Raw genomic sequence first — 13,048 nt, 5'->3', positions numbered from 1 at the left:
GCCGCTCCGATCGACGGGTGCCGGGCCGGGCGCGGATCAGGCCCCGTCCTGCCGGGCCCGCTCGCGCAGGATGAACTTCTGCACCTTGCCGGTGGAGGTCTTCGGCAGCTCGCCGAAGACCACGTGGCGGGGGAGCTTGTAGGAGGCCAGCCGCCCCCGGCACCACTGGATCAGCTCGTCGGCCGTGGGGGTCGCGCCGGCTTTGAGCTCGACGAAGGCGCAGGGCGTCTCGCCCCACTTCGCGTCGGGCTTGGCCACCACCGCGGCCGCGGCGACCGCCGGGTGCTTGAACAGGGCGTCCTCGACCTCGATCGACGAGATGTTCTCGCCGCCCGAGATGATGATGTCCTTCGAGCGGTCCTTGAGCTGCACGTAGCCGTCCGGGTGCTTCACCCCGAGGTCGCCGGTGCGGAACCAGCCGCCCTTGAAGGCGGCCTGCGTGGCCGCCGGGTTCTTGAGGTAGCCGCGCATCACCACGTTGCCGCGCATCATCACCTCGCCGATCGTCGCCCCGTCGGCGGGCACCGGCTCCAGCGTCTCCGGGTCGCGCACGTCCAGGGCCTCGAGCACCGGGTAGCGCACGCCCTGGCGGGCCTTCCGGGCCGCCCGCTGGTCGGCCGCCAGCGCGTCCCAGTCGGCGTGCCAGGCGTTGACCACCGCCGGGCCGTAGCTCTCGGTCAGGCCGTACAGGTGGGTCACGTCGAACCCGGCCTCCGACATGCCGGCCAGCACCGCCTCCGGCGGCGGGGCCGCGGCGGTGAAGAAGGCGACGCGCCGGGGCAGGTCGCGGCGCTCGGCATCGGGGGCGTTGATCAGCATCTGCATGACGATCGGCGCGCCGCAGAGATGCGTGACCCCGTGCTCGGCCATCAGCCGGTACATCGTCTCGGCCCGCACCTGCCGCAGGCAGACATGGGTCCCGGCCACGATCGACAGGGTCCAGGGGAAGCACCAGCCGTTGCAGTGGAACATCGGCAGGGTCCAGAGATAGACCGGGTGCTGGCCGAGCCCGCCCGTGATGACGTTGCCGAGGGCCAGCAGCGCCGCCCCGCGATGGTGGTAGACCACGCCCTTCGGGTCGCCGGTGGTGCCCGACGTGTAGTTCAGGGTGATCGCGTCCCACTCGTCGTCCGGCAGCCGCCAGTCGTGCTCCGGGTCGCCGCCGGCCAGGAAGGCCTCGTAGTCGGTCGCGCCCAGGCGGGCGCCCGGGCCGTCGTACTCGGGATCGTCGACGTCGATCACGAAGGGCTTGGGCTCCAGCCCCTCCAGGGCCCCGGCGGCCGTCCGGGAGAACTCGCGGTCGGTGATCAGCACCTTGGCCTCGCCGTGCTGCAGGCAGAAGCGGATCGCGTCGGCGTCGAGGCGGGTGTTGAGGGTGTTGAGCACCGCCCCGGTCATCGGCACGCCGTAGTGGCACTCGATCATCTCGGGGGTGTTGGCGAGCAGCGCCGCCACGGTGTCGCCGCGGCCGATCCCGCGCGCCGCCAGCGCCGAGGCGAGGCGGCGGGCCCGGGCGTAGACCTCCCGGTAGGGCCGCCGCAGGGGGCCGTGGACCACCGCGACGTGGTCGGGAAACACCCGCGCGGCCCGGTCCAGGTAGAGCAGGGGCGTCAGCGGCTGGTGGTTGGCCGGGACGCGGTCGAGGTCGCGGTCGTAGATCGTGTCGCGGGCCATCCCCGTCCTCCCGGCAAAGTGTTGCCGGGACAGTAGCTTGCCGGAACGGGCGCGATCAATCGGTCCGGCGAGGCTTCCGCGCCCCGTCGCGCTCTCAGTGGCGCGCTCAGTGGCGCGCTCAGTGGCGCGGCTCGTCCTCGGGCTCGGGCAGGAAGCGGGCGAGCTCGAAGCCGATCTCGATCATCAGGTGCTCGATCCGGTCGGTGAGCGACGGCCGGTGCAGGGCGCGGGCGAGGTCGCGCAGGGCGATGACGTGCTCGGCCATCCGGTTCACCACCCGCTCGCTCTGCACGAGGTTGGCGGCCTGCTCCTCGGTGCGGTCGATGGCGATGCCGCGCCCGCGGGTCGCCCCGCCGGCGGGGTCGCGCTCGATCCGGCCGCGCATCAGCAGCGTGCGGATCCCGGTGCGGGTGTCCTTCGTGCGGAACTCCGCCTCGACGGGACCGCCGGTCTCGGCCACCGCGTGGAGATAGCTCTCGATCCGGACGCGGTCCTCGGGATGGGTGCGGTCGAGGAAGGCCTCCAGGGACACGCCGGCGGCGGCCGCCTCGGGGTCCAGTCCGAGCAGATCCGCGAGCGGGGCCGAGAGCGCCAGCTGCCCCGCCCAGTAATCGTGGGCCCAGGTGCCCACGACGCCGGAGGCCTCCAGAATGGATTGCGGGATCGGGGCTTCGGACATGCCATTCCTCGATGGGGCGATCCTTGTCTTTAAACTTGAGGTTTTCACCCCCACCAAGCTCCTCGTCTCACCCGCGTTCACGCTACGGTATCCGGGCGTCGCTGGAAAGGCTGTTAACCCTCTATATGCCAAGAATCTTAACTTGAAGTTTAGACTGCTGTCCTGCTGCCGCACTGGGCGGGGATATCCGCGAGGGACCGTTGTCTTAACGGCTCGTTAACCATGTCGACCCCAACCTGTGCCCCGACATCCTTGGGTCACAGGATCGCGGCACGCCGCGAATCCCATACCTGAGGTTGGCACAGACGGCGCGGCGACCGGCAGTTGCGGGCGCCCGGACGGATGCATGGGGCCTTCTGGAGGACGCCCGGGATGAAAGCGATCACCTTCGTCACGCAGAAGGGCGGCAGCGGCAAGAGCACGCTGTGCATCTCCCTGGCGGTGGCCGCCCGGGAGGCGGGCCACACGGTCTGCATCCTGGAGATGGACCGGCAGGCCACGATCTCCGACTGGCTGGACCACCGCACGGCCGACGGTCCCGAGGTGGCGCAGATCGACGCCACCCAGATCGACGCCGTGATGGAGCGCCTGCGCGATTCCGCCTACGACTACGTGTTCATCGACACGCCGGGCGTCGATTCCACCGGCACCCTCTCGGCGATCCGCGCCGCGGATCTGTGCATCATCCCGTGCCGGCCGACCCCCGCGGACCTGCGGGCGTTCAAGCCGACCCTGGCCGCCGTCTACCGGCTGGAGAAGAAGTTCGCCTTCGTGCTGAACCAGACCCCGCCGCGCTCCTACCGGGTCCGCGACGCCGCGGACGGGCTCGCGGTGCTGGGCATCCTGCCCGACGTGAACATCGTCGCCCGCACCGACCACCAGGACGCGATCGGCCTCGGCCAGGGCGTCACCGAGTTCAACCCCAAGGGCCAGGCCGCCGGCGAGGTCCGCCGCCTCTGGTCGTGGATCGAGCGCCGCACGCAGTCCCTGAGGACGGGCCAGCATGTCCAAGCCGCCTAAGCTCAGCCTCGCGGCGATCGTGGCGTCGGCGAGCCCGCCGGCCCGGCCCCAGGCGGCCCGGCCGCAGGGCGCCGAGATCGTGTCGCTCACCCTCGCGCCCCCGGCGCCGAAGCAGGCGGCCACGCTCAAGCAGCGCGCCCGCCAGATGTCGGTCTACCTGGAGCCGCCGGTCTACGACCAGCTGCGCGACCTCGCCTACGCCGAGCGGACCAAGATGCACGCGCTGATGCTGGAAGGCCTCGACCTGCTGTTCAAGCAGCGCGGCGCCCAGTCGATCGGGCAGCTCACCGACACGCAGTCCCGCTGAAGGCGGACTCGGCCTACACCCGGGGCGGCGCGGCCGCTCCGGAGCGTGCCGCTGCTGCGCGCGGCGCCTTCCGGCCCTCCGGGACCGCGGCGCAGCGGCGGGCCGGCGCGGATCAAGCGGCCCGCGGCCTCCGCACCGGCTCGGTCCCGAGCCATCGCGATCCTGGCCCCGCTCCCACACGGAAAAGTGGAGCGTCGCGCCCGGGGGCGGTCGGACGGGCGCGCCAGTGAGAATTTAAAGAATCCGTTCCCGAACAAGATGTTGCCCGTCGATCCGCACGCAATGCTCGAGAACCGAACGGCCGCGCGGCCCTCTTCCTGAACCCGGCCGCAGCCCGTCGTTCAGGCTTCCTTTACGCGACCGCTACAAATCTGGGTGGACCGATCGCGGCCCCGTGCACGCGGCCGGCTCCGGTCCGGTCGGGCCCCGCTCACGCGTAGAGTTTGGTGAACCCCACGATGGTGCGCACGACGCTTCCCCGGCCGGCGCGCCTCGCCCTGCGGCTCATCGCCGTCTCGGGCGTGGCCCTGGCCACGGCCAACTGCGCGACCTCGCCCCAGCAGAAGCTCGCCGCCGGGAACGGGATCGACCCGAAATACGGGGTCAAGGCGAGCCCGCGCCTCTACAACGAGGGCGACGTGATCCCGAAGGGCGGCGGGCGCCGCTACACCGGCAAGCCCTACGTGGTGGCCGGCCAGACCTACGTGCCGAAGGAGAATCCGAGCGGCTACGTCCGCGAGGGGCTCGCCTCCTGGTACGGCTCGGCCTTCCACGGCCGCATGACCGCCAACGGCGAGGTCTTCGACCGCCACTCGATCGCCGCCGCCCACCCGACCCTGCCGCTGCCGAGCTACGCCCGGGTGACGAACCTCGAGAACGGCTACTCGATGCTGGTGCGCGTCAACGACCGCGGCCCCTACCATGCCGGCCGGGTCATGGACGTGTCGGAGGATGCGGCCGAAGCGCTGGGCTTCCACCGCAGGGGCACCGCGCGGGTGCGCGTCGAGTATGTCGGCAAGGCCTCGGTGGCCGGCAGCGACGACCGCAAGCTCCTCGCGAGCCTGCGCACCGACGGGCGGCCGGCCGGCCGCTCGACCGTGATGATGGCCGATCTCGGCCCGACGGAGGACACCGAGCGCTACACGCGCTCAGCCCCGGCTCTAGCCTTCAGGCCCGCCCAGGAGGCGGAGGAGAGCGGGACGGAGGCCGGGACGGCGGCCGAGAAGGCGCCCGCCGAGGCCCCGGCCGCCCGGCCCGAGCGGACGGCGCCGGTGCGCGCGCCGATCGTGCTGGCCTCGGCCGCCGTGACGGTCCCGGCGGCCGTGCAGCCCACCGCCCCGCGGGTGCGCGAGTTCCGGCCCGCCCCCGTGCCGGCCGTCGCCGCCAAGGGCGGCCTCGGGGCCGGGACCCTGAAGGTCGCGGGCCTCAACCCGGCCCACACCCCCGGCCTCGCCCCGGCCGCGCCGCCAGCGCACGGTCATGCCGCCGGGAAGGCCGGCCCGAAGGCCGGCCCGGCCCTCGCCGAGGTCCATCGCCGGGCGGTCCCGGCGCCCGGGACCGTGAAGCTCGCCAAGGCGTCGTCGGGCCCGTCCTCCGCGCCGCACGGCGCGTCCCCGGCCGCGATGCCCGCCGCGATGCCGGCCTCGGCCAAGCTCGCCATGGCGCGCCTCGCCGCGGTGCCGGCCAGAGCGTCGGCCACGAAGGCCGGTGCGCCGGCCGCGAACGGCTCCGTGACCACCTCTGCCAAGACCGCCCCCAAGGCCCCCGCCGCCAAGGGGCCGGCCACCAAGACCGCCGGTAAGGCGGGACACGCCCGCCTCGCCGGGATCTACTGACGGCGGCGCCCGGGCCGACCCGCGGCCGCCCGACGGGTCCGGCGGCCCATGTGGCGGCCCATGTGGCGGTCGATGCGGCGGCCAATGCGGCATTTCGCATTCGATCCGGCGCCGAAACCGTAATATGGTCACGCTTGTTATTGGGATACGGGCGGGACGCTTCCGGCCCGACGGCAGGCGCGGGACGGAACGGTGATGCGCAGACCCCTTCTCACCCTTCTCGCGGCCGCCTGCGCGCTGGGCGCCGGCCTCGCCGCCGCCGCCGCGCAGACTTTCCAGACCGCGGCCCCGCACGCGATCCTGATCGACGCCGATTCCGGCTCGGTCCTGTTCGAGAAGGCCGCCGACGAGCGGTTCTCGCCGGCCAGCATGGCCAAGCTGATGACCACCGACATCGTGTTCGAGGCGCTGAAATCCGGCCGCCTGTCGATGGACACGGAGTTCACCGTCACCGAGGACGCGTGGAAGCGCGGCGGGGCCGGGGGCGGCGGCTCGTCGATGTTCGCGCAGGTGAACAGCCGCATCAAGATGTCGGACCTGCTGCGCGGCCTGATCGTGCAGTCGGGCAACGACGCGGCCATCACCATCGCGGAGAACATGGCCGGTTCCGAGGAGGCCTTCGCCGGGCTGATGAACCAGCGCGCCAAGGAGATCGGGCTGACGAACTCGACCTTCCGCAACGCCACCGGCTACTCGGCGCCCGACCAGAAGGTCACGGCCCGGGACATGGCGAAGCTCGCGCTGCACATCATCGACACCTACCCGGACTACTACAAGATCTTCGCCGAGAAGGAGTTCACCTGGAACAAGATCCGCCAGCAGAACCGCAACCCGCTGCTCGCCCTCGACATCGGCGCGGACGGGCTCAAGACCGGCTACCTGGAGGAATCCGGCTACGCGCTCACCGGCTCGGCGGTGCAGAACGGCCAGCGGCTCGTGCTGGTGGTCTCGGGGCTCAAGACCGCCCGGGACCGCGCCTCCGAGTCGCGCAAGCTGATGGAGTGGGGGTTCCGCGCCTTCGAGCCCCGGCAGGTCTTCGCGCCGGGCGAGACCGTGGCCGAGGCCTCGGTGTTCGGCGGCCAGTCGGGCTCGGTGCCGCTGGTGGCGAAGAAGCCCGTGCGGGTGCTGCTGCCGCGGGGCTCCAGCGACCGGGTCAGCGCCAGGGCGATCTATACCGGGCCGCTCATCGCCCCGGTGGAGGAGGGCCAGCGGGTCGGGATCCTGCGCGTCCAGCGCGGCGACACCGTCGCCCTCGACCAGCCGCTCTTCGCCGGCGCCGCGGTGGAGCCCGGCACCCTGTCGCAGCGGGCGATGGACGCGGCGCTGGAATTCGGCACCGGGCTCGTCCGCAAGGCCTTCGACCGGGCCGGCAAGGGAACCGACAAGGGAACCGACAAGGGCGGGGACAAGGGTGCTGCCGGGGCGGCCAACCCGTCGTGACGGCGCGCGCGTGACCGGGCCGCTGTCCGGGGATCCCGCCGGGGCGGGCGGCACCTTCATCACCGTCGAGGGCGGGGAGGGGGCCGGCAAGTCGACCCAGATCGCCCGCCTCGCCGCGACCCTGCGCGCGCGCTCGGGGCGGCCCGTCTGCGTGACGCGCGAGCCCGGCGGCTCGCCGCGGGCGGAGGAGATCCGCACGGCGCTGCTCGACGGCGTCGCCAAGCCCTACGGCCCCTTCGCGGAGGCCCTGCTGTTCAGCGCCGCTCGGATCGACCATCTCGACCGGCTGATCCGCCCGGCGCTCCGCCGGGGCGAGACCGTGCTGTGCGACCGGTTCATCGACTCGACCCGGGCCTACCAGGGCGCCGCCGGGGGGCTCGATCCCGGGCTCGTGGACGCCCTGGAGCGGGTCGTCGTCGGCCCGACCCGGCCCGATCTCACCCTGATCCTCGACCTCGCCCCCGAGTCCGGCCTCGCCCGCGCGGCCGGGCGCGGCGCCCGGACGGGGCAGGGGGCCGACCGGTTCGAGGCCGAGGCCCTCGACTTCCACGTCCGGCTGCGGGAGGCCTTCCTGGCGATCGCCCGGGCGGAACCGGGGCGCTGCGCGGTGATCGACGCGTCCCGCGATCCCGACACGGTCGAGGCGGCGATCCGCACCGCCGTCGCGTCCCGGCTGCCGGCGCTCCTGCCCGACCGGCCGGCGGGGGCGGGCCGGAGCGGCGACGCCGCGTGAGCGGCCGTACGGGCGTGGCCGGTCCCGGCCCGACCGGTCCCAGTCCCATCCTGGCCGGCGGCCGTGTAAGCAGTCGCGCGGGCGCGCCGCCCAGATCGGAGCCCGCCGGCCCGCGCCGTGAGACCCACTCCATGAAGCCCGCCCGTGAAGCCCGCCCCGTGAGACCCGCCCCGTGAAGCCCACCGACCGCGCCGCCGACGACGTCGAGCCCGGGGACCTCGCCGGGATCCCGCGCCCGCGCGAGACCCTCGGGCTCGTCGGCCACGCGGCCGCGGCCGACGCCTTCGCGGCCGCCATCGCGGCGGGGCGCCTGCACCACGCGTGGCTGATCGGCGGCGCCCCCGGCATCGGCAAGGCGACCCTGGCCTACCGGGTCGCCCGGCGCCTGCTCGCCTACCCGGGGGGCGGGGGCCCGGCGGGCCTCGCCGTGCCGGCGGGCGACGCCGTCCTCGGCAAGGTGGCGGGCCTGTCGCACCCGAACCTCGTGGTCCTGCGCCGCCACCGGAGCGCCGGCGCCAAGACGCTGCCGACCAAGATCTCGGTCGACGCGGTGCGCCGCGCCCTCGACCTGTTCGCCTCGACGGCCGCGGATTCGGGCTGGCGCGTCTGCATCCTCGACAGCGCCGAGGACCTGAACGCCAACGCCGCCAACGCGCTGCTGAAGGTGCTGGAGGAGCCGCCGCCCCGCGCGCTGTTCCTGATCCTGTCCCACCAGCCCGGCCGGCTGCTGCCGACCATCCGCTCCCGCTGCCGGGCGCTGATGCTGCGCCCCCTCCCGGCCGAGGACGTCGCCCGGGTGGTGCGCGGCCTGCCCGAGCCCTTCGCGCAGCCCGACGAGACCGCCCTGGCCCGGGCACTGGCCCAGTGCGAGGGCTCGGTCGCCCGCGCGCTCGCGATGCTCGATCCGGTCACCGCCGGCCTCGTGGCCGAGATCGAGACCCTGCTGGCGCGGGCGCGCACGCCCGACTGGGGCCGGGTGCTCAAGCTCGCCGAGACCCTGGCGGGCCGCGACGCCGAGGCGCGGTTCGAGGCCGCCCAGGACGCGGTGCTGCGCTTCGTCTCGGCCGAGATCGACCGGCGCCGGGACGAGCCCCCCGCCCGCCTCGCCGCCCTGGTGGAGGTCGCCGACCGGTTCGGCCGCGCCGCCCGGGAGGCGGCGATCTACAACCTCGACCGGCGCCCGGTCGTGCTGTCGCTGTTCGGGGATCTCGCGGCGGTGGCTTAGGGCCCGGCGGGCACCCGTCCCCGTCGCCCGTATCCGACATCCGGATCCGGCCCGCCGCCGGCGTGGAACCGTCCGGCGCCGGCGCCGTTGTCCGCGCGATGACAGCATACTGTCATTCTGACAATATCCTGCCGCCAGGACGTGCCCCATGGAGCCCGACCCGCCTCGGACAGCCCGCGACCGCGACCGGACCCGGCACGCCCTGTCGGACCTCGTGGTCGCGGTGTTCCGCCTCAACGGCGACCTGCTCGCGGCCGGCGACACGCTGGTGCAGGATCTCGGGCTCACCAGCGCCCGGTGGCAGGTGCTGGGGGCCATCGCCCTCGCGCCGGCGCCGCTGCCCGTCGCCCACATCGCCCGCAACATGGGCCTCGCCCGCCAGTCGGTGCAGCGCCTCGTCGGCGAGATGCGGGCCGACGGGCTGATCCGGCTCGCGCCCAACCCCCACCACCGCCGCGCACCCCTCGTCGCCATGACCCAGCGGGGCGCGGAGGCCTATCGGCAGGCGATGGCGCGCAACGCCCTCTGGTCGGACGGGCTCACCGAGGGCCTCGCGCCCGAGGCCGTCGAGGCCGCCGCCGCGCTGCTGCAGGGCCTGCAGCGGCGGATCGGCGCCTCCCACGCCGCCATCGCGTCCATCGCCGCGGAGGCCCGGCAGGAGACGCCGCACGAGACCCCGCACGAGACCCGACAGGAAAGCCGACAGGAGACCGACCGATGACCGACGCCCACGCCGCCCCGGGCTACGACGCCGACGTGATCGTCGTCGGCGCGGGCCCCGTCGGCCTGACCGCGGGCTGCGCCCTGCGCCATCACGGCGTGTCGTGCCTGGTCCTGGAGCAGCGCGCGGAGGTCAGGGCGTACTCGCGGGCCAACAATCTCTGGGCCCGCCCGCAGGAGTTGCTCGCCGGCATCGGCCTGCGCGACGCCCTGGCGGAGAGCGCCTACGCGGTCCGCACCATCAACTTCTTCGTCGACGGCGCGCCGACGACGCCGATCCCCATCGCCGACGTCGCCAGCCCCTATCCCGACGTCCTCTACAGCGGGCAGGACGTGATCGAGCGGACCCTGACCGACGCGTTCGAGGCCCGCGGCGGCCGGCTGGACCGAGGCTGCACGGTGACCGGCATCGACCAGGACGCGGCGGGCGTCACCGTGACCCTCCGGCGGGGCGCGGACGGGCCGGAGACGCGGCTGCGCGCCCGCTACTGCGTGGCCGCCGACGGGGCCCGGAGCACGGTCCGCGCCCGGCTCGGCCTGGATTTCGAGCCCGAGCGGCTCGCGGGCTGCATGAACCGGCAGGTCGACGCCCGGCTGTCCTGGCGCCGCGGGTCCGAGCCGGACCAGCTCTGGTTCTTCTACTACCCGCGCGGCTTCGCCGGCATCATGCCGGTCTGGGGCGGCTACCACCGGCTGTTCTTCCTGGCCGACGACGCCGGCGTGCCGGACCGCGACCCGACGCTCGCGGAGATCCAGGCCCTCGCCCGGGAGGTCACCGGCGACGAGACCCTCACCCTGAGCGACCCGCAATGGCTGACGCACAGCCGCTTCGCCTACGGGGTCTCCCCCGGCTACGGGCGGGGCCGCGTGTTCCTGGCGGGCGATGCCGGGCACCTGTCCCTGCCGATCGGCGGCCAGGGGATGAATGCCGGCCTCCACGACGCGGTCGAGATCGCGTGGCGGCTGGCCATGACTCTGCGGGGCGAGGCGGCGCCCGCCATCCTCGACTCCTACGACGGCGAGCGCGGCGGCGAGCACGCCCGGCTGAGCGCCCAGCAGGTGCGCGGGTTCCGGTGGACCGTCTATCGCGGCCCCGTCACCGACACGGTGCTGGGGCTGGCCGCGAAGGCGCTGCCGAACCTGGGCTCCCTGCTGCAGGGGACGGACGACATGCAGCAGATGGGCGTCGCCTATCCCGGCAGCCTCCTGAACGCGGATCACCTGTCGGGCCTCGCGAACCTAACGCACCTGCTGCGGCCGGGGCCGAAGCCGGGCCAGCGCGCGCCGGACGCGCCGGTGACGCGGGACGGGGTGCGCACGCGCCTGTTCCCGTTCCTCTACAACCCGGACGGATGGACGACGGGCTGGGCGCTCCTGTGCTTCGACGGACGGTCGCCGGAGGCGGCGCCCGCCCTTCTGGAGGCGGTCCGGGCCGTGGCGCCCTGGCCCTGGCTGCGTCCGCGGCTCGTCCTCGCCGGCCCCCTGATCGCGGCGGCGGAGGTGCCCGTCCTGTCGGATCTGGACGGCCGGGCACACGGCGCCTACGGGCTGGAGGGCCGGCCGGCGCTCGTGCTGGTGCGCCCGGACGGGCACATCGCCTTCCGGAGCGGCGCGGACCGGACCGACCGCCTGATCGCGTATTGCCGCGCGCTCTTCGACGCGGCGGGGCGCGCGGCCGGGGAAGCGGTGCGGCCGGAGGCGGCTTGCGCCGGGTGAGGGCGGCGGGGGCCGCGACGTCTCACGGATCCGGCCGGCTGCCGGACAGCCGCAGGGCGGCCGCTTCCCTGTAGGCGCGGGGCGACAGGCCGTGGCGGTCCTTGAAGCGCCGGGCGAAATGGGCCTGGCTCGCGAAGCCGCACTCGTAGGCCACGACGCCGATCGGGCGGTGCAGGCTGACCGGATCGGAGAGGCGCCTGGCCGCCGCCGCGAGGCGGCGCTCCCAGATCCAGTCGGAGATGTGCTGGCCGCGCTCGTGGAACAGTTCCTGGAGCCGGCGCAGGGACACGCCCATCGCGGCGGCGAGCCGGGGCGGATCGAGGGTCTGGTCGCCGAGATTCGCCTCGACATGGGCCTTGGCGCGCTGGACCACGACGCTGCCGTGCAGGGAATGCGGCACCTCCCGGGCCATCCGATCCGCGAGCGCGGCCACGATCAGATCCACGCCGATGGTCGCCATGCGCTCCGCCGCCTCGGGGGAGAGCTGCCGGTTCACCCGGAGCAGATCCCCGAAGAAGGTCGTCACCAGGCGGGTCGTGGCCGATCCGGCGGGCATCGTCAGGGCCGCGAACAGCCGGGCCGGTCCGAGCAGGCCCTCGAGGCGCTCCCGCGGCAGGGCCATGACCAGGGTCTGGCCATCCGTGCGCGCGTCCAGCACGCCCGGGTGATGGTCGATGACGGTGAGGTCTCCCGTCCCCTGCACCGCCTCGCGGCCGTGCTGCTGGACGGTGGACGCGCCGGCGAGACGGAAGTTCACGCGGATCAGCCCGTCAGGCCGGCGCCGGACCGTATCGGCGGTGATCGTGGTCGTGAGGGCGCTCTGGGTGATCCGGCTGAAGGTCAGCGGGCCGACGGCGCCGATCTCGATCTCGCCCGCGAACGGCCCGTCGGCGCGCCGCCGCTGCTCGATCGGCCCGATCCGTTCGGCGACGACCTCCTGCCAGAGCTTGAAGCGCGTCCGGGGATGTGTCCCGGCCGTCGAGAAGACCCGGCGCATCAGGCCGCTCGGAGAGGAGCCGGCGCGCGGCCTCCGGAGGACCCGTCCGTTGCGCGGAGCCGGATGCCCCGAAACGTGACCTGAAGACAAGACGTCGACGACAGATAGATCACATCGCCCCCATTTTCGATCGAGTAATTCCGCAATAATTGATTTATTTTCTCGATGACAAGCAATATATCTGATATTCGTCGATCGTTTGTCCGATCCCTGTAGAGACTTCGTCGGCAAATATCTAGCAATCCCGATTCGGATGGCTCATATGTCACGATCCTGCGTCCCTCAAGCTCTGAGAATAACTTAGCGAGCGGATCTGCGTCCGCTGGCGCTCGGCATTCCGGGCCGATGTGACATCGATGACGGCCGTGCGTGGTGCACCGACCCGGAAGCGCGACGGAACGCCGGCAGGGTTCGGCCCACGTGACGGTGCCCGCGGCCGATGAGTCTTCGGCACCGACGTCCTTGCGAGCGGAGCGAAGCAATCCAGCAGCGCGACGCCTGCCGATGTTGCGCCGCCCTGGGTCGCTTCGCTGCGCTCGCGATGACGGTGAGGCGTCGTCGAGGGCGGCGCGCGCCTCAGTTTGCCTTGACAATGTTCCTATTTTGTGCTTCCTGACCGCACCTGTCCGCGGCGGCCCGGGAGCGATCCCGGGCCGTCCTTCGGGGGCCCGCCCGGTGGCTGACCGTGCGGGTCCGGGGACG

General features: G+C 73.5%; 11 protein-coding genes. 8 read left to right on the top strand and 3 right to left on the bottom strand.

What is annotated here, in order from left to right:
• Window positions 1-36 precede the first annotated feature (36 nt).
• Both ACLBYB_RS22230 and ACLBYB_RS22225 read right to left on the bottom strand, forming a co-directional pair.
• Window positions 37-1,674, bottom strand: a complete 1,638-nt coding sequence (locus tag ACLBYB_RS22230) for an acyl-CoA synthetase (RefSeq protein ID WP_056524616.1) — start codon at window positions 1,672-1,674, stop codon at window positions 37-39.
• Window positions 1,675-1,792: 118 nt separating this feature from the next.
• On the bottom strand, window positions 1,793-2,353 hold the full coding sequence (locus ACLBYB_RS22225) for a PAS domain-containing protein (RefSeq protein ID WP_020095561.1): 561 nt from the start codon (window positions 2,351-2,353) through the stop codon (window positions 1,793-1,795).
• A 372-nt stretch (window positions 2,354-2,725) separates the two neighbouring features.
• Between ACLBYB_RS22225 and ACLBYB_RS22220 the strand changes: the two genes are divergently transcribed.
• The 8 genes from ACLBYB_RS22220 (at window position 2,726) to ACLBYB_RS22185 (ending at window position 11,349) form a co-directional block, all read left to right on the top strand.
• Window positions 2,726-3,373, top strand: a complete 648-nt coding sequence (locus ACLBYB_RS22220; protein ID WP_012318487.1) for a ParA family protein — start codon at window positions 2,726-2,728, stop codon at window positions 3,371-3,373.
• Window positions 3,357-3,680 (top strand): ribbon-helix-helix domain-containing protein, encoded by a 324-nt coding sequence (locus ACLBYB_RS22215; protein ID WP_020095560.1) that lies wholly within the window; start codon window positions 3,357-3,359, stop codon window positions 3,678-3,680. Before ACLBYB_RS22220 ends, ACLBYB_RS22215 begins: the two co-directional genes overlap by 17 nt.
• A gap of 458 nt (window positions 3,681-4,138) precedes the next feature.
• Entirely contained in the window at window positions 4,139-5,515 is a 1,377-nt protein-coding gene (locus ACLBYB_RS22210) for a septal ring lytic transglycosylase RlpA family protein (RefSeq protein WP_447700074.1), read from the top strand.
• Between the two features lie 195 nt (window positions 5,516-5,710).
• Entirely contained in the window at window positions 5,711-6,955 is a 1,245-nt protein-coding gene (locus ACLBYB_RS22205; protein WP_091977610.1) for a D-alanyl-D-alanine carboxypeptidase family protein, read from the top strand.
• Window positions 6,956-6,965: 10 nt separating this feature from the next.
• A complete protein-coding gene (gene tmk, locus ACLBYB_RS22200) occupies window positions 6,966-7,688 on the top strand; it encodes a dTMP kinase (RefSeq protein ID WP_447700073.1) in 723 nt (240 codons plus the stop codon).
• 172 nt (window positions 7,689-7,860) lie between these two features.
• Complete coding sequence (locus tag ACLBYB_RS22195) at window positions 7,861-8,913, top strand: DNA polymerase III subunit delta' (protein WP_020095556.1); 1,053 nt, start codon at window positions 7,861-7,863, stop codon at window positions 8,911-8,913.
• A gap of 148 nt (window positions 8,914-9,061) precedes the next feature.
• Window positions 9,062-9,634, top strand: a complete 573-nt coding sequence (locus ACLBYB_RS22190; RefSeq protein WP_447700072.1) for a MarR family winged helix-turn-helix transcriptional regulator — start codon at window positions 9,062-9,064, stop codon at window positions 9,632-9,634.
• A complete protein-coding gene (locus ACLBYB_RS22185) occupies window positions 9,631-11,349 on the top strand; it encodes an FAD-dependent monooxygenase (RefSeq protein WP_447700071.1) in 1,719 nt (572 codons plus the stop codon). Before ACLBYB_RS22190 ends, ACLBYB_RS22185 begins: the two co-directional genes overlap by 4 nt.
• Window positions 11,350-11,371: 22 nt before the next feature.
• Here ACLBYB_RS22185 and ACLBYB_RS22180 read toward each other — a convergent pair whose 3' ends face one another.
• The gene (locus ACLBYB_RS22180) at window positions 11,372-12,346 is read right to left on the bottom strand and encodes a helix-turn-helix domain-containing protein (RefSeq protein WP_447700070.1); all 975 of its coding nucleotides are present in this window, start codon (window positions 12,344-12,346) and stop codon (window positions 11,372-11,374) included.
• Between the last annotated feature and the right edge of the window lie 702 nt (window positions 12,347-13,048).

It is taken from the genome of Methylobacterium sp. D54C (genome assembly GCF_053345595.1).
This window is presented reverse-complemented; position numbering and strand designations above follow the sequence as displayed.

Coding starts and splice junctions, on each gene's coding strand:
- ACLBYB_RS22230 (WP_056524616.1), bottom strand. CDS start 1,674: ATGGCCCGCGACACGATCTACGACCGCGACCTCGACCGCGTCCCGGCC.
- ACLBYB_RS22225 (WP_020095561.1), bottom strand. CDS start 2,353: ATGTCCGAAGCCCCGATCCCGCAATCCATTCTGGAGGCCTCCGGCGTC.
- ACLBYB_RS22220 (WP_012318487.1), top strand. CDS start 2,726: ATGAAAGCGATCACCTTCGTCACGCAGAAGGGCGGCAGCGGCAAGAGC.
- ACLBYB_RS22215 (WP_020095560.1), top strand. CDS start 3,357: ATGTCCAAGCCGCCTAAGCTCAGCCTCGCGGCGATCGTGGCGTCGGCG.
- ACLBYB_RS22210 (WP_447700074.1), top strand. CDS start 4,139: ATGGTGCGCACGACGCTTCCCCGGCCGGCGCGCCTCGCCCTGCGGCTC.
- ACLBYB_RS22205 (WP_091977610.1), top strand. CDS start 5,711: ATGCGCAGACCCCTTCTCACCCTTCTCGCGGCCGCCTGCGCGCTGGGC.
- ACLBYB_RS22190 (WP_447700072.1), top strand. CDS start 9,062: ATGGAGCCCGACCCGCCTCGGACAGCCCGCGACCGCGACCGGACCCGG.
- ACLBYB_RS22185 (WP_447700071.1), top strand. CDS start 9,631: ATGACCGACGCCCACGCCGCCCCGGGCTACGACGCCGACGTGATCGTC.
- ACLBYB_RS22180 (WP_447700070.1), bottom strand. CDS start 12,346: ATGCGCCGGGTCTTCTCGACGGCCGGGACACATCCCCGGACGCGCTTC.